Source organism: uncultured Desulfovibrio sp. (assembly GCF_910584445.1).
Classification (GTDB): Bacteria; Desulfobacterota; Desulfovibrionia; order Desulfovibrionales; family Desulfovibrionaceae; genus Desulfovibrio.
In genome coordinates this window covers 38,696-58,310 of record NZ_CAJUBO010000011.1, presented here as the reverse complement: position 1 = coordinate 58,310, position 19,615 = coordinate 38,696, and the positions used below count along the sequence as shown (strand labels likewise).

Here is a 19,615-nt window from a genome sequence, read left to right as displayed (position 1 = left end):
CGCCGGGGAAAGGACCCCGGAGCGCCGGGGCGCTCCGGGGCGGACTCCCTTACCAGGCTTTGCGGAAGGTGTCCTCGTAGGCAAAGAGCGCCGGGGAACCGCCGGTATGCAGGAAGAGCACGCGGCTGCCCCTGGTGAACCAGCCCTTGCGGGCGAGATCGATGAGTCCCGACATGGCCTTGCCGGAATACACGGGATCCAGGAGGATGCTCTCCGTGCGCGCCAGCATGGTCACGGCCTCGACCATGGCGTCCGTGGGCAGCGAATAGCCCGGACCCACATAGTCGTCAAAGACGGAGACCGCCTCGCGCGGGAGCGGGAAGCGCGCGTCCGTGTAGTCCGCGATCTGCTGCATGAGCGTGTAGATGGCCTCTTCCTGGACGGACTTCTTGCGGTTGACGCCGATGCCCGTCACCGGAATGTTCATGTTGCAGCCGAGCATGCCGAACAAAAAGCCCGCATGCGTGCCCGCGCTGCCGCTGGGCACGATGATGTGGTCGAAGTTGAGCTGCTGGGCGAACATCTGTTCCATGAGTTCCTGGGCGCAGGCCACATAGCCCAGGGCGCCCACGGCGTTGGAGGCGCCCCCGGGAACGATGTAGGGCTTGCGTCCCTCGGCGCGCAGTTTGGCGGCCACCTTTTCCATTTCTTCCATCATGGGGCTGCCGCCGGGCACCACGGTGATGCTCTTCACGCCGAGCAGCTGATACAGGAAGTTGTTGCCCGATGCCGTGGGCTTGTAGCTGTGGGGCACGCGTTCTTCCAGCACAAGGTGGCAGTCCAGCCCTTCATGGACGGCCCAGGCGAGCGTCAGGCGGCAGTGGTTGGACTGGACGGCCCCGCAGGTGATGATGGTGTCCGCGCCCTTGGAAAGAGCATCGGCGATGGTGAAGTCGAGCTTGCGGGTCTTGTTGCCGCCGCCCGCACCGGGGAGCAGGTCGTCACGCTTGATCCAGATCTGGATATTGTCGCCCAGCGCCTTGCTGAAGGCGGGCAGGAATTCCAGCGGCGTGGGTTCCTTCACATAGCCGCGACGGGGAAAGCGTGCCAGATTCATCGTATGTTCCTCCTTGGGAGGTCTTGCGCGGCCAGGGGCGGGCCGTATGACCGCGCGTTTGTTGGTGTGCGTGTGTGGCGGCCCGGGGGAGGCCCGGGCCGCCGTCGCGTCAGGCTCCAGGCCGCTTCAGGGCGTCCGGGCCGGCGCCCTCCAGCACGATGGCGGCGGCCAGCGCATCGGCGGCATCCACCACGGGCACGGGCGCCTCCACGCCGATGACGCCAAGCTCGGTGCAGGCCGCGATGAGCACGCCCGCGCCCTTGTTCAGCACATTTTCGACCACGCGCTTCAGGTCGGCGCGCACGTCGTCGCCTGTCCTTCCGGCCTTGATGGCGCGGATGACGCCCAGGAGCCGCGCTTCCTCGGCCTCGTCGGCAAAGACCGGCTCAAGGCCCTGCCCGCGGCAGGGCGCCTCGTACAGGCCGGTGAGCCGCACGGCGGGCGAGGCGAGAATGCCCGCCCGCGCTTTGGGCGCGCGGCGCGCCGCCTCGGCCGCGGCCAGGGCGATCATGTCCAGCACCGGGATGTTTACGGCCCGGGCCACTTCGTCGCGCCAGTTGTGGGCGGTATTGCAGGCGATGCAGAGAAAGTCCGCCCCCTGGGCCTCCAGCCCCCGGCCCATGGCCGCCATGCACGGGCCGGGCGAGACCGTCCCGCCCTCCAGCAGGACCTTGATGCGCGAGGGCACCTGGGGATTGTTGTCCACCAGGCAGTGGACATGGTCCGCATCGTCCTGCGCCCGGGTATGGGCCACGATGCGCCGCATGAGGTCAATGGTGGCCTCGGGACCCATGCCGCCGAGGATGCCGCATGTCCGCATGACTCCCTCCGTCATATCTCATAGCTTCATGGCCGCGCCGCGCGCGGGGTCCATGTCGTTCTCCAGCCTGGAGACGAAGATGGCGCCCGTGGCATCGCCCATGACGTTGATGGTGGTGCGGGCCATGTCCATGATCCTGTCCACGCCCGCCACCAGGGCGATGGCCTCAAGCGGGATGCCCACCTGGGTGAAGACCATGGTGATCATGATGAGCGCCGCGCCGGGAACGCCCATGGACCCGATGGAGGCCAGCAGGGCCATGAGCAGCACCACGAACTGCTTGTCCAGCGGCATGGGGATGCCATAGACCTCGGCCGCGAAAATGGCGGCAATGCCCATGTAGATGGCCGCGCCATCCATATTGATGGTGTTGCCGAGCGGAATGGAGAAGCTGGAGACGCTGCGCGAGGCGCCGAGCTTTTCCACGCTGATGAGGTTGGTGGAAAGGGCGGCGGCGCTGGAACAGGTGGTGAAGGCGATGAGCAGCGGCTCGCTGATGCCCTTGAGGAACCGGCCCGGCGTGAGGCCGCTGAACCTCACGCAGGGCAGATAGACAAGCAGGATCTGGAGCAGGCACGCCACATACATGATGATGACGAGCTTGATGAGCGGCAGCAGCACCGCAAGCCCGTGCGAGGCCACGGTGAAGGCCATCAGGGCGAAAACGCCGATGGGCGCGTAGAGCATGACGATGGTGGTCACGCGGATCATGACCTCGCCCATGCCGTTGAAGAAGTCCGTGACCACCCTGACCCGCTCGCCGCAGATGCTCAGGGAAAATCCGAGCAGCACGGCAAAGAAGATGATCTGGAGCATGCTGCCCTTGGCAAGGCTGTCCATGGGATTGATGGGCACGATGTTGAGGAGCACCTGGGTGAGGCTTGGCGGGGTGACGTCCCTGGCCTTGAGGTTGGCCGTGGACAGATCAAGGCCCACGCCCGGCTGGAAAAGATTGGCGAGCACCAGGCCGATGCAGATGGCGATGGCCGTGGTGGCGAAGTAGTAGACCAGGGTCTTGCCGGCCACGCGGCCAAGACGGCCCACATCGCCCACGCTGGCGGCGCCGGCGACCAGGGTGGCAAAGACCAGCGGCACCACCACCATGCGCACGAGGTTGATGAAGAGCTGACCGAAAGGCTTGAACCACTGGGGGTCAAAGCCCACATGCGGCGCGAGCGCCCCGGCAAGGACGCCCAGCACCATGCCGATGCCCATCTGCGCGGGCAGGCTCATCCGTTGTTTCCCGTTCATATGCCCTCCTTTGCTCTTTTCCGGGACTGCCCGGAAAGGTGTTGGCACCCGGCCACGCCGCCGGGATGATCCCTGTCGACTTGCAATCTGTTAAATGTCAACATTAGCGGTATGCATAGCTGTGGCATTTCTCACAATCGCTGTCAAGGGCCTCGCGGAAGCGGACCATCCGCGCCCCGGGGCGGCGCGCGAAAAACCGTGGGGCGCGCGTGCGGGGGGCGCCGGCGGGTCCAACGGCGCCCGCATCCCGGAATCGATTCGGGGGACGGGGGGAATGACGGAACGCGGGGCATCGCTCCGGAAGCTCCGGGGGCTTCCTGGCGCTCACATCGGGAGCCTGGCGTCTTGTGTCCCTCCGAAAAAAGCGCTAGGCTCGATTCCAGCTCAGGGAAACGCCGGTCGGCGCGTTTCCCGCGGCCTTGCTCCGCAAGACCGCCCGCATGTCGTGAAGGGGAAAGCTCCTTTTCCCCTCAACGGGACGATGTGGCGGCCTTTCGCCGGAAGGCGCCCGCCTTCCGGGGCAGGGAGCTGATGCATCCCTGATGCGTCAGCGGTTCCCAAAAGATTTTCCGTTTTTTTGTTGTGCCTCAGGTTTTGCTGTTGTTACGGGCGGATCGCTCCATGATCCCTGTCCGAGATTCCGAGTTTCCCGCCCGTTTTGACGCATCCACGAAAGGAGGACCAATATGCATCTTACCCCCAAAGAGCAGGACAAGCTCCTGCTGCTTTCCATGGGCCTCATCGCCGAGCGCAGGCTCAAGAAGGGCCTGAAGCTCAACTACCCCGAGGCGGTCGCCTACATCACCTCCGCGGCGCTGGAAGGCGCCCGCGAAGGCAAGACCGTTGAGGAGGTCATGCACGACGCGGCCCAGGTGCTCACCAAGGAGCAGGTCATGGACGGCGTGGCCGACATGATCGACCTGCTCCAGGTGGAGGCCGTCTTCACGGACGGTTCCCGGCTCGTTTCCATCCATCAACCAATCAAGTAGAGGGTGTTGACGTGGCAACTACAAAAGCGACCCAGACGGCAGGACAGGCCGGGCAGACATATTCGACCCCCCAGGGCGTTTTTGAAGGCAAGCCCCCCATCGAGTACCCCAAGACGCCGGGCTTTGCCCCCGCGGCTCCGTGCCCGGTGGGCGGCGTCATCCTCGCGGACGGCGACATCACCTATAACGCCCACCGCAGGACGGTGAAGGTCGTCGTCCACAATACCGGCGACCGTCCTGTCCAGGTGGGCAGCCATTTCCATTTCTTCGAGGTCAACCGTTATCTGGAGTTTGACCGCGCGCAGGCCTTCGGCAAGCACCTGAACATCCCCGCCACCACGGCCATCCGCTTCGAGCCGGGCGAGGAAAAGGAGGTGGAGCTGGTCAGCTTCGGCGGCAAGCGGCGGCTCATCGGCTTCAACGACCTCACCGACGGCTATGCGGGCCTTGAGGACGATCCCACCTATTACCCCATCAGGATCCGCGCGCTCAAGCGGATGGCGACCCTGGGCTTCAAGACGGTCTCCGAGGCGGAGGCGGAAGCCGAAGTGAACGCGGCCGAACTTTCAGCCAAGCGGGGGAAGTAAAAATGGCAACCATTTCCAGAAAAAACAACAATGACCTGTTCGGTCCCACCGTGGGCGACAAGATCCGTCTTGCCAACACGGATCTCTATGTCGAGATCGAGAAGGACCTGCGCGTCTATGGCGACGAGACCGTCTATGGCGGCGGCAAGACCCTGCGCGACGGCATGGGCACGGCCAACACCATCACCAGCAAGGGCGGCTCGCTGGACCTGGTCATCACCAACGTCACCATCATCGACCCCATCCTGGGCGTCATCAAGGCGGACGTGGGCGTCAAGGACGGCAAGATCGCGGGCATCGGCAAGGCCGGCAACCCCAACATCATGGACGGCGTCAGCCCCAATCTCTGCACCGGTCCCTCCACGGACGCCATTTCGGGCGAGCACTGCATCCTGACGGCGGCGGGCATTGACGGCCATGTGCACATGGTCTCGCCCCAGCAGGCCTATAACTGCCTTTCCAACGGCATCACCACGCTCATCGGCGGCGGCGTTGGCCCCACGGACGGTTCCAACGGCACCACCATCACCTCCGGCGTGTGGAACGTGCAGAAAATGTTCGAGGCCTGCGAGGGCCTGCCCATCAATATCGGACTCCTCGGCAAGGGCAATTCCAGCGTCCGCGAGACCCTGGAAGAGCAGATCGTGGCCGGCTGCTGCGGCTTCAAGATCCACGAGGACTGGGGCACCACCTGCGCCGCCCTGCGGAAGTGCCTTGAGGTGGCCGACGAGATGGATGTGCAGGTCGCGCTGCATTCGGACACGCTCAACGAAAACGGCTATGTGGAAGACACCATCGCCGCCATCGACGGCCGCACGATCCACAGCTACCACACCGAAGGCGCGGGCGGCGGCCACGCCCCCGACCTCCTGAAAGTGGCCTCCATGGCAAATGTGCTGCCGTCGTCCACCAACCCCACGCTGCCCTTCGGCGTGAACTCGCAGGCCGAACTCTTCGACATGATCATGGTCTGCCACAACCTCAACCCCAACATCCCCTCGGATGTGGCCTTCGCGGAAAGCCGCGTGCGCCCGGAAACGCAGTCCGCGGAAAACATCTTCCATGACCTTGGCATCATCTCCATGGTCTCGTCCGACTCGCAGGCCATGGGCCGCGTGGGCGAGTCGTTCATGCGCACCTTCCAGATGGCTTCCTACATGAAGCAGGTGCGCGGCAAGCTGCCCGAAGACAGCGACACCAACGACAACTTCCGCGTGCTGCGCTATCTGGCCCAGATCACCATCAACCCGGCCATCACCTACGGCATCAGCGAGATCCTCGGTTCCATCGAAGTGGGCAAGATGGCGGACCTCGTCCTTTGGGAACCCGCCTTCTTCGGCACCAAGCCCAAGCTGGTCATCAAGGGCGGACTCATCAACTGGGCCAACATGGGCGACCCCAACGCCTCGCTGCCCACCCCGCAGCCCAAGATCATGCGGCCCATGTACGGCGCCTTCGGCAGGGCCATGCCCAGGACCTGCGTGCGCTTCACCTCCCAGGCGGCGGTGGACGCGGGCACCGTGGCCCGCTTCGGCATCGAGAATATCATCTACCCGGTCCGCAAGACCCGCCAGGTCACCAAGCATGACATGGTGCGCAATACGGCCATGCCGCAGATCGAGGTGGATCCCGAGACCTTCAATGTCTATGTGAACGGCACGCTCGCCTATGTGCCGCCGGCCAAGGAGCTGGCGCTGGCGCAGCTCTACTGGTTCAGCTAGCCACAGGACCGGCGGCGTCCGCTGTTGCGGCGGGCGCCGCCGGGGCCGCCCCTCATGTGCCGCCTTCCGCGCGGGAGGCGGCGCCTCACCCTCAACCTTTGCGGTCAGCCTATGGAAATCTGCACCCGCATCCTCGGGAACCTCCATGCCCCCGAGTGGAAGGAGCGCCTGCCCGAGCTGGATATCGAATATATCCCCATCGACCAGTGGACCGCCCAGAAATCGCGCTTTCTGGCCGTCGGCGAGCGGGGAACGGAGTATCCCATCGCGCTCAGGCGCCAGACCCAGGTGGTCGATGGCGACATCGTGTTCCACGATGCCCCGGCCAGGCGTGTGGCCGCGCTCAGGCTCGAACTCAATCCCGTTCTCGTCCTTGACCTGTCGGCGCTGGAGGACGAGAGCGCCGAGGCGCTCATCCGCCGCAGCGTGGAACTCGGCCACGCCATCGGCAACCAGCACTGGCCCGCGGTGGTCAAGGGCGCCAGGGTCTATGTGCCCCTGACAGTGGATAAACAGGTCATGCTCAGCGTCATGGACACGCACCATCTGGAAGGAGTGCGCTACGAATTCCAGCCGGGCAGGGAGGTCATCCCCTACATGGCGCCGCACGAGATCCGCCGGCTCTTCGGCGGGGCCTCGCACGGGAGCCACAGCCACCCCCATGACCACGGGCATGATCATGGACATGACCACGGGCACGGCCATGAGCGGGAATGAGCGCCCCGGCGAAGCCCTCCCCCGCGCTTCGGCGGCGGAGTCCATGGCAACGCTGTTCCGGCTCATCCAGTTTTCGGACTCCACCCTTCCGGTGGGGACGTTTTCGTTTTCCAACGGGCTGGAAACGGCTTCCCATCTCGGACTCGTCCATGACGCCGCGACCCTCGAGTCCTATACGCGCTCGGTGGCGACCCAGGCGGCCTACAGTGACGGCGTGGCGGCGCTTCTGGCATGGCGGGCCGCGCGCGCCGGCGACTATGAGGGCATTTGCCGGGCCGACAGGCAGCTTTTGCTTTTCAAGATGAACGACGAGGCGCGCCTCATGCTCTGCCGCATGGGCAAGAAGTTCGCCGAACTGGGGGTGCGCCTTTATGGCGGCGACAGCCTGTTCGCCCGCTGGCTCGCCGACATCGGGAGCGGCGCGACGCCGGGGACATGGCCCGTGGCCCAGGGCATCGCCTTTGCCCTGGCGGGGCTGGGGGAAAAGGCGCTCTATGTGGCGCACCAGTACGGCGTGATCAATATGGTGCTTTCGGCGGCGCTCAGGTGCGTGCGCGTTTCGCATTACGACACGCAGCAGATCCTTTTCACGCTGGGCGGCGAGGTGGAATCCATGTACACGAAGGCCGCGACCATGGGCTTTGAGAACATGAACGCCTTTGTTCCCGAAATGGACATCCTCGCCTCGCTCCACGAGAAAGGCACCATGCGGATGTTCATGAACTGACCACGGCGGCGACGCCCAAACCGTTTGCGAGGATATATGTCGACATGCAGGATCGGCGTCGGCGGCCCGGTGGGCAGCGGCAAGACGGCCCTCATCGAGTCCATCACCCCGCGCCTCATGGAGCGCGGCATGAGCGTGCTCATCATCACCAATGACATCGTGACCACCGAGGATGCCAAGCATGTGCGCAAGACGCTCAAGGGCATCCTCATGGAAGACCGGATCATCGGCGTGGAGACCGGGGCCTGCCCGCACACGGCGGTGCGCGAGGACCCTTCCATGAACATCGCCGCCGTGGAGGAGATGGAGGCGAAGTTTCCCGACGCCGATGTGGTGCTCATCGAGTCCGGCGGCGACAACCTCACCCTGACCTTCAGCCCCGCCCTGGTGGATTTTTTCATCTATGTCATCGACGTGGCCGCGGGCGACAAGATCCCGCGCAAGGACGGCCCGGGCATTTCCCAGAGCGACATCCTGGTCATCAACAAGACCGACCTCGCGCCCTATGTGGGGGCCTCGCTGGAGGTCATGGACCATGACAGCCGCCTCATGCGCCCCGGCAAGCCCTTTGTCTTCACCAATTCCCTGACCGGCGAAGGCATCGACGCGCTCATCGGGCTGATCTTCAGGATGGCGCTTTTCGACAAGGCAAGGGAAGACTGAGGCGGCCATGGCGGTCCGACACTATTCCGATGCCCCCGGGGCCGATTTCGACGCCATGCCGGAGCTTGCCGGCTTCACCGAGGAGCCGGCGGGCATGTATGTGGGCTGCCCCGGCAAGCGCGGCTACCTGAACCTGGGCTTTGAACGCGACCGCGAGGGCAGGTCCATCCTGCGCGAGCTGGACCGCCGGGCGCCGCTCATCGTGCAGAAGGCGCTCTACTTTGACGCGGAACTGCCGGACATGCCCTGCGTCTATATCCTCTCGTCCGGCGGTCCCAATGTGGACGGCGACCGCTATGTGCAGAATTTTTGCCTGAAACAGGGGTCCATGGCCTTCATCAGCACCGGCGCGGCCACCAAGCTGGCGGAAATGTCGCGCAACTATTCCGGCATGAAGCAGTCCATCACGCTGGAGGACGACGCCTATCTGGAATATCTGCCCGAGCCGGTCATCCCCTGCAGGCACACCCGCTTCATCTCGGACACGGAGATCATCGCGGCCCCCTCCGCGGCCATGTTCTATTCCGAAATTTACATGCCGGGGCGCAAGTACTCCAAGGGGGGGGAGCTGTTCCGGTACGACGTGCTCTCCGTCTGCGCCCATGCCCGGCGCCCGGACGGCGCGCCGCTTTTCCGGGAAAAGTTCGTCATCGAGCCTGGCGCCGGCCGCCTGCGGGACTGCGGCGTGCTCGGGCGCTACGACGTTTTCGCCAATGTCATCGTGCTGGCGCCGCAAGACAGGGCCGACGCCATCTACGCGGCGACGGAGCCGTTCATCGACGCGGAGCGGCGGCTCGCGTGCGGCGTCACGCACCTGCCCAACGGGGCGGGGCTGCTTTTCAAGGTCCTGGGCATGGAACCCGGGCCGGTGAAGGCCGTTGTCAGGAATTTCTGTTCCACCGTGCGCCGAGAGGTCAAGGGGCGGCCGTTGCCGCCGGAATTTCCCTGGCGCTGAGATGCTGTGAGGTGCGACATGGAGATACAGACCGCTGAGGGGGCGTCCTACGCCTTTTCGCTCAAGGGAGCCGTGCGGGCGCTGTTGCGCGGCAGCGGCCAGGTGATGTTCCAGCAAAGCGCCTGGTCGGGGCTTCTGTTCCTGGCGGGCATTTTCTGGGGCGCCTACAGCGCCTCCGCGCCCCAGGTGGCGTGGGGAGCCGTTCTGGGTCTTCTGGCCTCGTCCCTTGCGGGCTGGCTCCTGGGCGTGCATGTGGAGGACGGCCGGGACGGCCTGTGGGGCTTCAACGGCATCCTGGTGGGCTGCGCCTTTCCCACCTTCCTGGCCCCTGTGCCGCTCATGTGGGTGAGCCTCGTCTGCTGCGCCATGCTCACCACCTGGATGCGGCGCGGCTTCAACAACGTGACGGCCCAGTTCAAGATCAATTCCCTGACCTTTCCCTTCGTCTTCCTGACGTGGATCTTTCTGCTCTCCGCGCGGGTGCTGACCGCCACGCCCCTGGCCGACGCGGACTCCCCGGCCCTCATCATCCACATCGGCGGCCAGATCGACTGGAGCCTTGCGGCGTTCGCCACATACTGGCTGAAGGGCATTTCCCAGGTCTTTCTCATCAATGACGCCATCACCGGGCTTCTCTTCCTGGCGGGGCTTGCCGTGTGCAGCGTCTGGGCGGCGATCTATGCCGCGGTATCCTCGGCGCTCGCCCTCCTCGTTGCCGTGAGCTTCGCCGCGGACCCGGCGGACGTCACGGCCGGGCTGTTCGGCTTCAGCCCGGTGCTGACCGGCATCGCCGTGGGCACCACCTTCTACCGGGTCAACTGGAAGAGCGCCCTGTGGGCCGCGGCCGCCGTTGTTGCCACGGTCTTCATCCAGGCCGGCATGGACACGCTCATGGCGCCCTGGGGCATCCCCACCCTGACGGCGCCCTTCTGCATCGCCACCTGGATGTTCCTGCTGCCGCTCTACAAGCTGGACGGGCAGGATCACCCCGACATGCGCGACTGGAAGAAGAAGGACGGGAAGAAGCAGTGACGCCGCGCCGCCGGGGATCTTGCCTATGAACGCGCCCATCCCTCTCGCGCGCATGCCGTTGCGGGCGAGGCACTGGTACATTTTCGCGGTCGCGTCGCTGGAGCAGCTCATCGGCGCCGCGTTGTCCACCATCGTGGGCATCATCATCCCGCTCATCCTCCTGCTGGGCAGCCCGCGCCTGAGCGCCCTGGACCAGGGCATCCTCGGCGCCGCCGGTCTGGTGGGCATCGCCGCCGGCTCCCTCGTCATCGGCAGGCTCATGGACGCCATGGGCTATCTCCTCTGGTTCAGGCTCTGCCCGCTCATCATCGCGGCGGGCGCGGCGGGCGCCTATGCGTCCGACAGTGTCCTGCCGCTGTCCCTGTTCCTGTTCGTCATGGGCCTTGGGGTGGGCGGGGGCTACAGCCTGGATTCGGGCTATATCTCCGAGATCATGCCCGCGCGCTGGGAAAGCTTTTTCGTGGGCCTCGCCAAGGCCACCTGTTCCCTGGGCTTTGTGGGCGGCGCGGCGGCGGGCTATCTGCTTTTGCGGGCCGACCCTTCCGCCGCCGCATGGCCCGGCCTGATCCTCGTCATCGGCGCTCTGGGGCTGCTGGCCTTCGCGCTCAGGCTCCGCTGGTACCAAAGCCCGCGCTGGCTCATGGCGCGGGGGGAGCAGGCCGAAGCCCAGAAGGCGGCCAGGGCCTTTCTCGGACCCCGGGCCGAGGCCCTGCCGCTCCCGGCCGGGCAGGCGGGCGCGGCCGTGCCCTGGCGGCGCATGTTTGCGGGCGAAAACCTGGAAAAGGTCATTTTCAGCGGCGTTTCCTGGGCCTGCGAAGGGCTGGGCGTCTATGGCTTCGGCGTTTTCCTGCCCATCCTTGTCATGGCCCTGGGCCTTCAGGGCGAGGTGTCCCCCGGGGTGCCCAAAGTCCTGGACTCGGTCCGCACGACCATCTTCATCAATATCTTCATCGGCGCCGGTTTTGCCCTTGGCCTCGCCATCCTGCACAAGGTCAACATCACCCGGCTCATGGGCTGGGGCTTCGTGCTCTGCGCCTGCGCGCTGGGCGCCCTGCTTGCCGCCCACCTGCGGGGCTGGCCCGCCTGGGTCAGCCTGCTTGGCTTCGTGGTCTTTGAAGTGGCGCTCAACGCAGGCCCGCACCTCGTCACCTTCATCATTCCCTCAATGATCTATCCGGTGGCGGAACGCGGGGCCGGCATGGGCATTGCCGCCATGCTGGGCAAGGTCGGGGCCATCCTGGGCGTGTTCTCCATGCCCGCCCTTCTGGCCTGGGGGGGCATCGCCGCCGTGCTCCAGGTTTCCATCGCGGTGCAGCTTCTGGGGGCGGCGGTGACGTTTGTCTATGGCAAGCGCTTGAAACTCTTGTGAAAACAGTTCCCGAGGTGGATATCATGACGACAGGTGCAACGGACGCCGCAACTGCCGGCGCCGTCACGGCAAAGGGGCATCCCTTCTGGTCGGAAAAGCTGCCGCATTTTTTGAACTTTCTTGTTCTCGTGCTTTCGTTCGGGCTGATTGCCTTTATCTCGCTTGATACGTATCGCGGGGTTGATTATCTCGAAAATTCACTCTATATGGAGTATCAGTTTTATGTATGTATCGTGTTTCTTGCGGAATATTTATACAGATTTATAATATCGAAGCACAAGTTGAGATTTTTTGTTCTTTCCTTTCCATTTCTGTTCATTTCCATTCCGTATCTGAATATTATCGAGCAATATGGCCTGTTCGTCAGCCACGAACTTCTTTCCTACATCTGCTTTATCCCCATCGTGCGGGGCATCGTGGCGCTCGTCATGGTGGTGACCTATGTGACGGAGAACCTTGCCACCACGGTCTTTGCCTCCTACCTGCTCGTCCTGGTGCCCATCATCTATATGTCCGGCCTCATCTTCTATGTGGCCGAAAAGGCGGTGAACCCGGCTGTCAAGAATTTCTGGTATGCCCAGTGGTGGTCCGGCATGAACGCCTCCACGGTGGGCTGCTACATCAACCCGGTGACGCCCATCGGCATGATCCTGGGGCTGATCCTGTCGCTGCTCGGACTCATCATGTTTCCGCTGTTCACCGTCTATTTCGGCCAGATGATCACCATGTACAACCGTAAGCTCAAGGGGTCCGCGCCGGGACAGAACCAGCAGTGAGGCGGCGGCGGACTTTTTTGCCGCCGGCGGCAAAAAAATCTTGACAGGCAAAGGGCGGCAAAGCTATTCACTGAACACGGAGTCTTGTATGTCGAGCGTTCGTTTCCCCGCAGCTTTCCAGTACGTCACCGGCGCTGATCGCCGGTTCTTTGCGTACTTTATGGGAGCTTGCGGCCGGGAACTGCGCTGACGTCATATCGCCGCCAACGTGAAGTTCAGGGCCGCGGGCATATGCCGGCGGCCCTTTTTTGTTCCGCCGGTCCGGTCCGGCGCTGGCGGGCAAACGCAAGGAGTCTTTCCATGTACCTCGGCAAACAGGTTCGTATGGAGCGCATCCTCAACCGCACCACCGGCCGCACCATCATCGTGCCCATGGACCACGGGGTGACCATGGGCCTTGTGGACGGACTCATCGACATGCGCGAGACCGTCAACGACATGGCAAAGGCCGGGGCGGACGCGGTGCTCATGCACAAGGGCCTGGTGCGCTGCTCGCACCGCAGCGCGGGCAAGGATATCGGCCTCATCGTCCACCTTTCCGCGTCCACGGCGCTCTCGCCCAACGGCAACACCAAGACCCTGGTGGGCACGGTGGAAGAGGGGCTGAAACACGGGGCGGACGCCGTCTCGGTGCATATCAACCTGGGCGATGTCAATGAGCGCGACATGCTCCGCGATATGGGAAAGGTGGCCGAAGCCTGCGACAACTGGCACATGCCCCTGCTTGCCATGGTCTATGCGCGCGGCCCGCAGGTGAAGAACAGCTTCGATCCGGCGGCCATCGCCCACTGCGCCCGCGTGGGCGTGGAGCTGGGTGCGGACATCGTCAAGGTCTCCTACACCGGCGACATCGAAAGCTTCGCCGATGTGGTGGCCGGCTGCTGCGTGCCCGTGGTCATCGCGGGCGGCGAGCGCATGGATTCCAACCGCGAGATCCTCCAGATGGTTTCGGATTCCCTCAAGGCGGGCGGCGCGGGCATCTCCATGGGCCGCAACGTCTTCCAGCATCCGCGCCGGGTGGAACTGGTGCGGGCGCTGCGCGCCATCGTGCATGAAAACGCCACGGTGGAGCAGGCCCTTGAGATCGTGGGGGAATAGCATCATGTCGCGCATCTATTTCCGCTGTGTGCCCTATGACAAGGCCGCCCTCACCCTGGCGCTGGAGTCGGGGGTGGACGGCGTCATCGTGCCCGCCCGGGACGCGGCGCAGGCGGCCTCGCTCGCGCGGTGCGAAGTCTGGGCCGACGAGGAGACGCCGCGCGTCGCCCTGGCCGCCAAGGCCGACGAGGAGGGCGCGCTGGCACGCCTCCGCGCCGGGGAGCGCGTGGTGCTGGCCTCCGGCTGGGAGGTCATCCCGGTGGAGAACCTGCTGGCCCAGAGCGACGCCGTCCTGGCCGAGGCGGCGGACCTGAAGACCGCCCAGCTGGCGGCGGGCATCCTGGAGCGCGGCGTGGCCGGCATTGTCGTTCCGGTCACGGCCGCGGGCGAACTCAAGGCCATCGTGGCCCAGTGCAAGCTCGCCCAGGGCCGGGAGCAGCTCGTGCCCGCGCGCATCACGCGCGTGGAGACCGTGGGCCTGGGGCACCGCGTCTGCGCGGACACGCTCTCCCTCCTGCAACGCGGCCAGGGCATGCTGGTGGGCAATTCCAGCGCCTTCACCTTTCTGGTGCATGCCGAGACCGAACATAACGAATATGTGGCGGCCCGGCCCTTCCGCGTCAATGCGGGCGCGGTGCACGCCTATGTGCGCCTGCCGCATGACCGCACCACCTATCTCGGTGAACTGCGCGCCGGGCAGGAGGTGCTGGTGGCGGACGCGGACGGCGCCACCAGGGTCGTCACGCTCGGGCGCGTCAAGATCGAGGTACGCCCCATGCTGCTCATCGAGGCGGAGGCGGCGGACGCGGACGGCCCGCGCCGGGGCGCCGTCTTCCTCCAGAATGCGGAGACCATCCGCCTGGTGACGCCCACGGGCGAGCCGGTGAGCGTGGTGACGCTCTCCCCCGGCGACGAAGTGCTCTGCCGGGTGGACGACGCCACGGGCGGGGCGGGGCGACATTTCGGCATGCGCGTTGCCGAGGACATCCGGGAGGTCTGAACATGTGCCCTGAACGCAACGAGAGCGCCGGCGCGGTCGCGGGCAGCGCGCGCCTGGCGGCCATCAGGGGCGAGATCGACGCCGTGGATGGCGAGCTTTTGCGGCTCTTCAACCAGCGCGCGGCCCTGAGCCGCGAGGTGGGCCGCATCAAGGCCGAGGCGCCGGGCATCATCTTCAAGCCCCTGCGGGAGCGGGACCTGCTTGACTCCCTGGCGGCGCGCAATCCCGGCGCGTTGCCGGAGCCGCACCTGCGCGCCATCTGGCGCGAGATCCTTTCGTCCTCGCGCGCGCTCCAGCGGCCGCAGAACGTGGCCTATCTGGGACCGGAGGGGACCTTTTCCTACTTCGCGGGCGTGGAATATCTGGGCCATGCCGCCTGTTTCCATCCCTGCCGGGACATTGCGGGCGTGTTCGAGGAGGTCTGCTCCGGCGCCTGCGAGCTGGGCGTGGTGCCGCTGGAAAATTCCCTTCAGGGCACGGTGGGCGTGAGTTTCGACCTCTTCCTCAAGCACGATGTGGTCATCGAGGCGGAACTCTTTTCGCGCATTTCCCACTGCCTGCTCTCCACTGCGGAGAGTCTGGCAAGGATCAGGACCGTCTATTCCCACCCGCAGCCCCTGGCCCAGTGCGGCGGCTGGCTCCGCGCCCATCTGCCCGCGGCGGCCCTGGTGCCCGTGGAGTCCACGGCGGCCGCCGCCGAACGCGCCGTGGCCGAGGCGGACACGGCGGCCATCGGCAACGGCAAGCTGGCGGACCTGCTCGGTCTGGGCGTCCTCGCCCGGCGCATCGAGGACGAACCCGGCAACTGGACGCGTTTTGTCATCATCGCGCCGCGCACGGCGGACGCCCGCGCCGGCGTGGTGCCCCGGCCCACGCCCGGGGACCAGGCGGGCGCGGACAAGACCTCGCTCCTGTTCACGCTCCCGGACAGGGCGGGGGCGCTCTCCACCGTGCTGGAGCTGCTGGCGGCCGACGGCATCAACATGCGCAAGCTCGAATCGCGGCCACTCCACGGCCAGCTCGGCAAATACGTCTTTTTTGCCGATGTGGAGAGCGACCTGGATCATCCCCGGCATGCGGACCTGCTCCGGCGCCTTGGTCACGCCTGCACGAGCTTCCGCATTCTCGGTTCCTATCCCACCGGGCCACAGCTTGACCGCATGAATCTGGACAGCGGAGCACATGATGACGAGGAAGGTATCTGAAATGACGGAACACAGCGCAGCCACCACCGGCGCGGTCGCGGACGGCGCGCCGGTGGTCATCCCGGCACCGGCGTCCAAGTCCCTCTCGCACCGCTATCTCATCGGCGCGGCCCTGGCCGACGGGGAATCGCGCGTGCGCCACACCCTTGAGAGCGCGGATCTGGAACGCACGCGCGCCATCCTCTGCGGCGCGGGCGCCGCCATGGAGCCGCTGGACGGGGACGCCGCGGGCTGGCGCGTGCGCGGCATGGCCGGGGCGCCGCGCGGGGGCCACGGGCGCCCGCTGGCGTGCGACGTGGGCGAATCCGGCACCACCTGCCGCCTGCTCACGGCCGTGCTGGCGGCGGGCGAGGGCCTGTTCCGCATTTTCGGCTCGGGCCGCATGCACCAGCGCCCCATTGGCGAGCTGTGCGACAGCCTCGTGCGCCTGGGCGCCGGCGTGACCTTTGAAGGGACCGCCGGATGCCCGCCCTTCCTGCTTCAGGCGTGCGGGCTTGCGCCGTCCCTGGCGGACGGGGTGGTGCGCGTGGGCATGGAATCGTCGAGCCAGTATTTCTCCGGCCTTTTGCTGGCGGCGCCCCTGTGCCCCTCGCCGCTCACCCTGGAGCTGGCCGGGCGCAAGGCCGTGTCCTGGCCCTATGTGGGGCTGACCCTTCAGTGCCTCACGGATTTCGGCATCCGTTTCCGGGTGTCCATGCGCGCGCGCGAGGGCGACCCCTGGGAGGCGCTCTCCGGCACGGCCTGGCGCGCCCTGCGTGACGCCGCGCCCGGGTGCCTGCGCGTCACGGTCTGGCCCGGCGCCTATCAGCCGGGAGACTACGCCGTGGAGGGCGACTGGTCGGGAGCGTCCTACTTTCTCGCCGCCGGGGCGCTGGGCGGGCGGCCGGTGCGCGTGGAGGGGCTGCGCGCGGATTCCCTCCAGGGCGACCGCGCCCTGCTCGACATCCTCCAGAAAATGGGCGCGCGGGTGCAGGTGGAGACGGATGCCGTGACGGTCTTCCCCTCCCCGCTGCACGGCGTGGAACTGGACATGGGCGCCTGCCCGGACCTCGTGCCCACGGTGGCCGTGCTGGCGGCCTTTGCCACAGGCTCCACGCGCATCCGCAATGTGGCGCATCTGCGCCTCAAGGAATCCGACCGCATCGCGGCCCCGGCGGAGGAGCTGGGCAAGGCGGGCGTCATGGTGGACGCGCTTTCGGACGGCCTGCTCGTGAGCGGCATGGGCGGTCTTGCGGGCCATGTCCGCAACCGGCCCGACGCTCCCCATGTGCGGGAGGATGCCGTGCTTTCGGCGCATAATGACCACCGCATGGCAATGTCCCTGGCGCTTCTGGGCCTGCGCGATCCCTCCCTTGACGTGCGTGGCCGCCTGGATGACGCCACGGTGGTACGCAAGTCCTTCCCGCGGTTCTGGGAATTCTGGAGCCGCCTCGCATGAGCGTGGAGAAGGAAGAGGCGGCGGCGCGCCCTGCCCCCCCGAAGCGCACCGCCATCATCGGCTGCCGGGGGCGCATGGGTCAGATGCTTCTGACCAGGGGCCGCGAGGCCGGCCTTGCCATGTCGGGCGCGGATCAGCCCCTGACGCCGGAAGCGCTGGAAGCGGCCCTGGCCGGGGCGGACCTTGCCCTGCTGTGCGTGCCCGCGGCGGTCTTTGCGGACGTGGCGGAGGCGGTGGTCGCGCAGCTTGCGCCCGATGCCATCCTGGCGGACATCACATCCGTCAAGGAGCGGCCCCTGCGTCAGATGGAGCGGCTGTGGCAGGGGGCTGTGGTGGGCACGCATCCGCTCTTCGGGCCGAAAGCCGCGCCAGGAGCGGACCTGCCCGTGGCCGTGGTCGCCGGACGCGCCGCAAGGGCGCGGCATCTTGCCCGGGTGGAGGGCTTTTTCCAGACCCTGGGCTGCCGCACCTTCCGCTGCTCCGCCGCCACCCACGATCGGGCCATGGCCCACATCCAGAATGCGAACTTCATCACCAATCTTGCCTACTTCGCCCTGCTGGCGGGCAAGGAGGAGCTTCTGCCCTTTCTCACGCCCTCCTTCGCGCGCCGGAAGGCGGCGGCCGCCAAGATGCTCACCGAGGATGCGGAGCTTTTCAGCGGGCTTTTCGAGTCCAATGCCTACAGCCACGAGGCCGTGCGCCAGTACCGCAAGATGCTCAATGTGGCCGCCGCGGGCGATATCGACCTGCTTTGCCGCCGTGCGCGCTGGTGGTGGGAAGAGGGCGAAAGCCCCCGCAACGATGGCGATGCCGGGGCTGATGGTCCGGCGGACCGCCGGGAAGGCGTGCCCCCGGCCTGCGCCGGGTGACGCCGGGCGGCCGGAAACGCCGCCACGCCTGCCGGCGGCCATGGCTCAACGTTCCTTCCCCGCCGTTCCCCCCGGAGCGTCCTTCCCGCCGGGCCGCTCCGTCTCGCCGGAGAGGTCCGTTCCATGGATGCCGCCGCGCTGCACGGCGTTTGCGCCGAAGCGGTCGCGCAGGACATCCAGCGCCCTGTCCAGCCGGCGGCGGCGCGCCTCTTCCTCGGGCGCGGGCAGGCCGCCCCTGCCGCGGCGCCCGGAGCATCCCGCCGCGCCGGGCAGGAGGAGCTGCTCCGCCGGGGCCTCGAAGCCCGACACGCTCAGGCCGATGAGGCGTATGGGCTGGCTGGGGTCTTCCTCTTCCAGCAGTTCGCGCGCGGTCTCGAAGATGGTCGCGGTGGCGTCGGTGCGGCCGCCGAGCGTGCGGGAGCGCGTGATCTGGCGAAAATCCGCGAACTTGATCTTGAGGGTGACGGTGCGCCCGGCCAGGCCGTTGCGCCGCAGGCGCGCGCCCACGCGTTCGGCATGGGCGAAGAGCGCCCGGCAGAGCAGTTCCCTGTCGCGCACATCTCGGGCAAAGGTGCGCTCCGCGCCTTCGCTCTTGACCTCGTGCTCCGGCGTCACGGGCCGCGGGTCGATGCCGCGGGCGCGCTCATGCAGCACCAGCCCCCACTTGCCGTAGCGCCGTTCGAGAAATTCGCGGCTCAGGGCGCGAAGCCGCGCCACGCGCGTGATGCCCAGGCCGCGCAGGCTCTCGGCCATGCGCCTGCCCACGCCGGGCAGCCGCGTCACCTCCAGGGACAGGAGAAAGTCGTCCACCGCTTCCGGCGGCAGGATGAAGATGCCGTCGGGCTTGTTCACTTCGGAACAGATCTTGGCGAGGAATTTCACCGGCGCCAGGCCCACCGAACAGGTGAGGCCGCCCGTGACCTCGGCCACGCGCGCCTTGACGGCGCGGGCAAGGGCTTCGGGCGGCCCGAACAGGCGTTCCAGCCCGGAGGCGTCCAGATAGGCCTCGTCGATGCTGGCCGGCTCCACGGCCGGAGAAAATTCGCGCAGGCACGCCATGATGCGGGCGGAAAGCTCGCTGTAGCGCGCCCCCCGTCCCCGGAGGAAAACGCCCTGCGGGCAGAGCCGCCGGGCCGTGGTCATGGGCATGGCCGAGTGGACGCCGAAGCGCCGGGCCTCATAGGAAGCCGTGGAGACGACCCCGCGCCTGTCGCCGCCGATGATGACCGGCCTGCCCCGAAGCGTGGGATCGTCCAGTTGCTCCACGGAGGCGAAGAACGCATCCATGTCCAGATGGAGGATCATGGCGGTCTCCCGGCCGCGCCGATCGCGCGGGCGCGC

Annotated in this window: 19 protein-coding genes; 15 read left to right on the top strand and 4 right to left on the bottom strand. The window is 66.6% G+C overall.

Features of this window, described 5'->3' with window-relative positions; translation table 11 throughout:
• Positions 1-49 precede the first annotated feature (49 nt).
• The 3 genes from QZ294_RS06760 to QZ294_RS06750 form a co-directional block, all read right to left on the bottom strand.
• A complete protein-coding gene (locus QZ294_RS06760; protein ID WP_297048255.1) occupies positions 50-1,057 on the bottom strand; it encodes a D-cysteine desulfhydrase in 1,008 nt (335 codons plus the stop codon).
• A gap of 109 nt (positions 1,058-1,166) precedes the next feature.
• Positions 1,167-1,877, bottom strand: coding sequence for an amino acid racemase (locus QZ294_RS06755; protein ID WP_297048253.1), 711 nt, complete (start codon positions 1,875-1,877; stop codon positions 1,167-1,169).
• Between the two features lie 18 nt (positions 1,878-1,895).
• Complete coding sequence (locus QZ294_RS06750; protein ID WP_297048251.1) at positions 1,896-3,128, bottom strand: dicarboxylate/amino acid:cation symporter; 1,233 nt, start codon at positions 3,126-3,128, stop codon at positions 1,896-1,898.
• Positions 3,129-3,814: 686 nt separating this feature from the next.
• On the opposite strand from QZ294_RS06750, the gene QZ294_RS06745 reads away from it, so the two are divergent.
• From QZ294_RS06745 to QZ294_RS06675, 15 genes are all read left to right on the top strand, one after another.
• Positions 3,815-4,117: an urease subunit gamma gene (locus tag QZ294_RS06745; protein ID WP_297048249.1), complete on the top strand. Its 303-nt coding sequence runs from the start codon at positions 3,815-3,817 to the stop codon at positions 4,115-4,117.
• Between the two features lie 158 nt (positions 4,118-4,275).
• Positions 4,276-4,704 carry an urease subunit beta gene (locus QZ294_RS06740; protein WP_366140560.1) on the top strand — a complete coding sequence of 143 codons (429 nt, stop codon included), beginning with the start codon at positions 4,276-4,278 and terminating at the stop codon, positions 4,702-4,704.
• Positions 4,705-4,706: 2 nt separating this feature from the next.
• Positions 4,707-6,425 (top strand): urease subunit alpha, encoded by a 1,719-nt coding sequence (locus QZ294_RS06735; RefSeq protein ID WP_297048245.1) that lies wholly within the window; start codon positions 4,707-4,709, stop codon positions 6,423-6,425.
• Positions 6,426-6,536: 111 nt separating this feature from the next.
• Complete coding sequence (locus QZ294_RS06730; protein ID WP_297048243.1) at positions 6,537-7,142, top strand: urease accessory protein UreE; 606 nt, start codon at positions 6,537-6,539, stop codon at positions 7,140-7,142.
• Positions 7,087-7,869, top strand: a complete 783-nt coding sequence (locus tag QZ294_RS06725; protein ID WP_297048240.1) for an urease accessory protein UreF — start codon at positions 7,087-7,089, stop codon at positions 7,867-7,869. Before QZ294_RS06730 ends, QZ294_RS06725 begins: the two co-directional genes overlap by 56 nt.
• A 36-nt stretch (positions 7,870-7,905) precedes the next feature.
• Positions 7,906-8,532: an urease accessory protein UreG gene (gene ureG / locus QZ294_RS06720; protein ID WP_297048238.1), complete on the top strand. Its 627-nt coding sequence runs from the start codon at positions 7,906-7,908 to the stop codon at positions 8,530-8,532.
• Positions 8,533-8,539: 7 nt separating this feature from the next.
• Entirely contained in the window at positions 8,540-9,487 is a 948-nt protein-coding gene (locus QZ294_RS06715; RefSeq protein ID WP_297048237.1) for an urease accessory protein UreD, read from the top strand.
• 18 nt (positions 9,488-9,505) lie between these two features.
• Positions 9,506-10,519: an urea transporter gene (locus tag QZ294_RS06710; RefSeq protein WP_297048235.1), complete on the top strand. Its 1,014-nt coding sequence runs from the start codon at positions 9,506-9,508 to the stop codon at positions 10,517-10,519.
• A 25-nt stretch (positions 10,520-10,544) separates the two neighbouring features.
• Positions 10,545-11,888 carry an MFS transporter gene (locus tag QZ294_RS06705; protein ID WP_297048233.1) on the top strand — a complete coding sequence of 448 codons (1,344 nt, stop codon included), beginning with the start codon at positions 10,545-10,547 and terminating at the stop codon, positions 11,886-11,888.
• Between the two features lie 23 nt (positions 11,889-11,911).
• The gene (locus QZ294_RS06700; protein WP_297048231.1) at positions 11,912-12,664 is read left to right on the top strand and encodes a hypothetical protein; all 753 of its coding nucleotides are present in this window, start codon (positions 11,912-11,914) and stop codon (positions 12,662-12,664) included.
• Between the two features lie 300 nt (positions 12,665-12,964).
• Positions 12,965-13,762, top strand: a complete 798-nt coding sequence (locus QZ294_RS06695) for a 2-amino-3,7-dideoxy-D-threo-hept-6-ulosonate synthase (RefSeq protein ID WP_297048228.1) — start codon at positions 12,965-12,967, stop codon at positions 13,760-13,762.
• Positions 13,763-13,766: 4 nt separating this feature from the next.
• Positions 13,767-14,762 (top strand): 3-dehydroquinate synthase II family protein, encoded by a 996-nt coding sequence (locus tag QZ294_RS06690; protein ID WP_297048226.1) that lies wholly within the window; start codon positions 13,767-13,769, stop codon positions 14,760-14,762.
• A 2-nt stretch (positions 14,763-14,764) separates the two neighbouring features.
• Positions 14,765-15,967, top strand: a complete 1,203-nt coding sequence (gene pheA, locus QZ294_RS06685) for a prephenate dehydratase (RefSeq protein WP_297048224.1) — start codon at positions 14,765-14,767, stop codon at positions 15,965-15,967.
• A gap of 1 nt (position 15,968) precedes the next feature.
• Complete coding sequence (locus QZ294_RS06680) at positions 15,969-17,405, top strand: 3-phosphoshikimate 1-carboxyvinyltransferase (RefSeq protein ID WP_297048222.1); 1,437 nt, start codon at positions 15,969-15,971, stop codon at positions 17,403-17,405.
• Entirely contained in the window at positions 17,402-18,274 is an 873-nt protein-coding gene (locus QZ294_RS06675; RefSeq protein ID WP_297048220.1) for a prephenate dehydrogenase/arogenate dehydrogenase family protein, read from the top strand. Before QZ294_RS06680 ends, QZ294_RS06675 begins: the two co-directional genes overlap by 4 nt.
• Before the next feature lie 45 nt (positions 18,275-18,319).
• Here QZ294_RS06675 and dinB read toward each other — a convergent pair whose 3' ends face one another.
• On the bottom strand, positions 18,320-19,579 hold the full coding sequence (gene dinB, locus QZ294_RS06670; protein ID WP_297048218.1) for a DNA polymerase IV: 1,260 nt from the start codon (positions 19,577-19,579) through the stop codon (positions 18,320-18,322).
• Between the last annotated feature and the right edge of the window lie 36 nt (positions 19,580-19,615).

Excerpts from the sequence above, each read along its gene's own strand:
- QZ294_RS06760 (WP_297048255.1), bottom strand. The coding sequence starts at position 1,057 with ATGAATCTGGCACGCTTTCCCCGTCGCGGCTATGTGAAGGAACCCACG.
- QZ294_RS06755 (WP_297048253.1), bottom strand. The coding sequence starts at position 1,877 with ATGCGGACATGCGGCATCCTCGGCGGCATGGGTCCCGAGGCCACCATT.
- QZ294_RS06750 (WP_297048251.1), bottom strand. The coding sequence starts at position 3,128 with ATGAACGGGAAACAACGGATGAGCCTGCCCGCGCAGATGGGCATCGGC.
- QZ294_RS06745 (WP_297048249.1), top strand. The coding sequence starts at position 3,815 with ATGCATCTTACCCCCAAAGAGCAGGACAAGCTCCTGCTGCTTTCCATG.
- QZ294_RS06735 (WP_297048245.1), top strand. The coding sequence starts at position 4,707 with ATGGCAACCATTTCCAGAAAAAACAACAATGACCTGTTCGGTCCCACC.
- QZ294_RS06730 (WP_297048243.1), top strand. The coding sequence starts at position 6,537 with ATGGAAATCTGCACCCGCATCCTCGGGAACCTCCATGCCCCCGAGTGG.
- QZ294_RS06725 (WP_297048240.1), top strand. The coding sequence starts at position 7,087 with ATGACCACGGGCATGATCATGGACATGACCACGGGCACGGCCATGAGC.
- ureG (WP_297048238.1), top strand. The coding sequence starts at position 7,906 with ATGTCGACATGCAGGATCGGCGTCGGCGGCCCGGTGGGCAGCGGCAAG.
- QZ294_RS06715 (WP_297048237.1), top strand. The coding sequence starts at position 8,540 with ATGGCGGTCCGACACTATTCCGATGCCCCCGGGGCCGATTTCGACGCC.
- QZ294_RS06710 (WP_297048235.1), top strand. The coding sequence starts at position 9,506 with ATGGAGATACAGACCGCTGAGGGGGCGTCCTACGCCTTTTCGCTCAAG.
- QZ294_RS06705 (WP_297048233.1), top strand. The coding sequence starts at position 10,545 with ATGAACGCGCCCATCCCTCTCGCGCGCATGCCGTTGCGGGCGAGGCAC.
- QZ294_RS06700 (WP_297048231.1), top strand. The coding sequence starts at position 11,912 with ATGACGACAGGTGCAACGGACGCCGCAACTGCCGGCGCCGTCACGGCA.
- QZ294_RS06695 (WP_297048228.1), top strand. The coding sequence starts at position 12,965 with ATGTACCTCGGCAAACAGGTTCGTATGGAGCGCATCCTCAACCGCACC.
- QZ294_RS06690 (WP_297048226.1), top strand. The coding sequence starts at position 13,767 with ATGTCGCGCATCTATTTCCGCTGTGTGCCCTATGACAAGGCCGCCCTC.
- pheA (WP_297048224.1), top strand. The coding sequence starts at position 14,765 with ATGTGCCCTGAACGCAACGAGAGCGCCGGCGCGGTCGCGGGCAGCGCG.
- QZ294_RS06680 (WP_297048222.1), top strand. The coding sequence starts at position 15,969 with ATGACGGAACACAGCGCAGCCACCACCGGCGCGGTCGCGGACGGCGCG.
- QZ294_RS06675 (WP_297048220.1), top strand. The coding sequence starts at position 17,402 with ATGAGCGTGGAGAAGGAAGAGGCGGCGGCGCGCCCTGCCCCCCCGAAG.
- dinB (WP_297048218.1), bottom strand. The coding sequence starts at position 19,579 with ATGATCCTCCATCTGGACATGGATGCGTTCTTCGCCTCCGTGGAGCAA.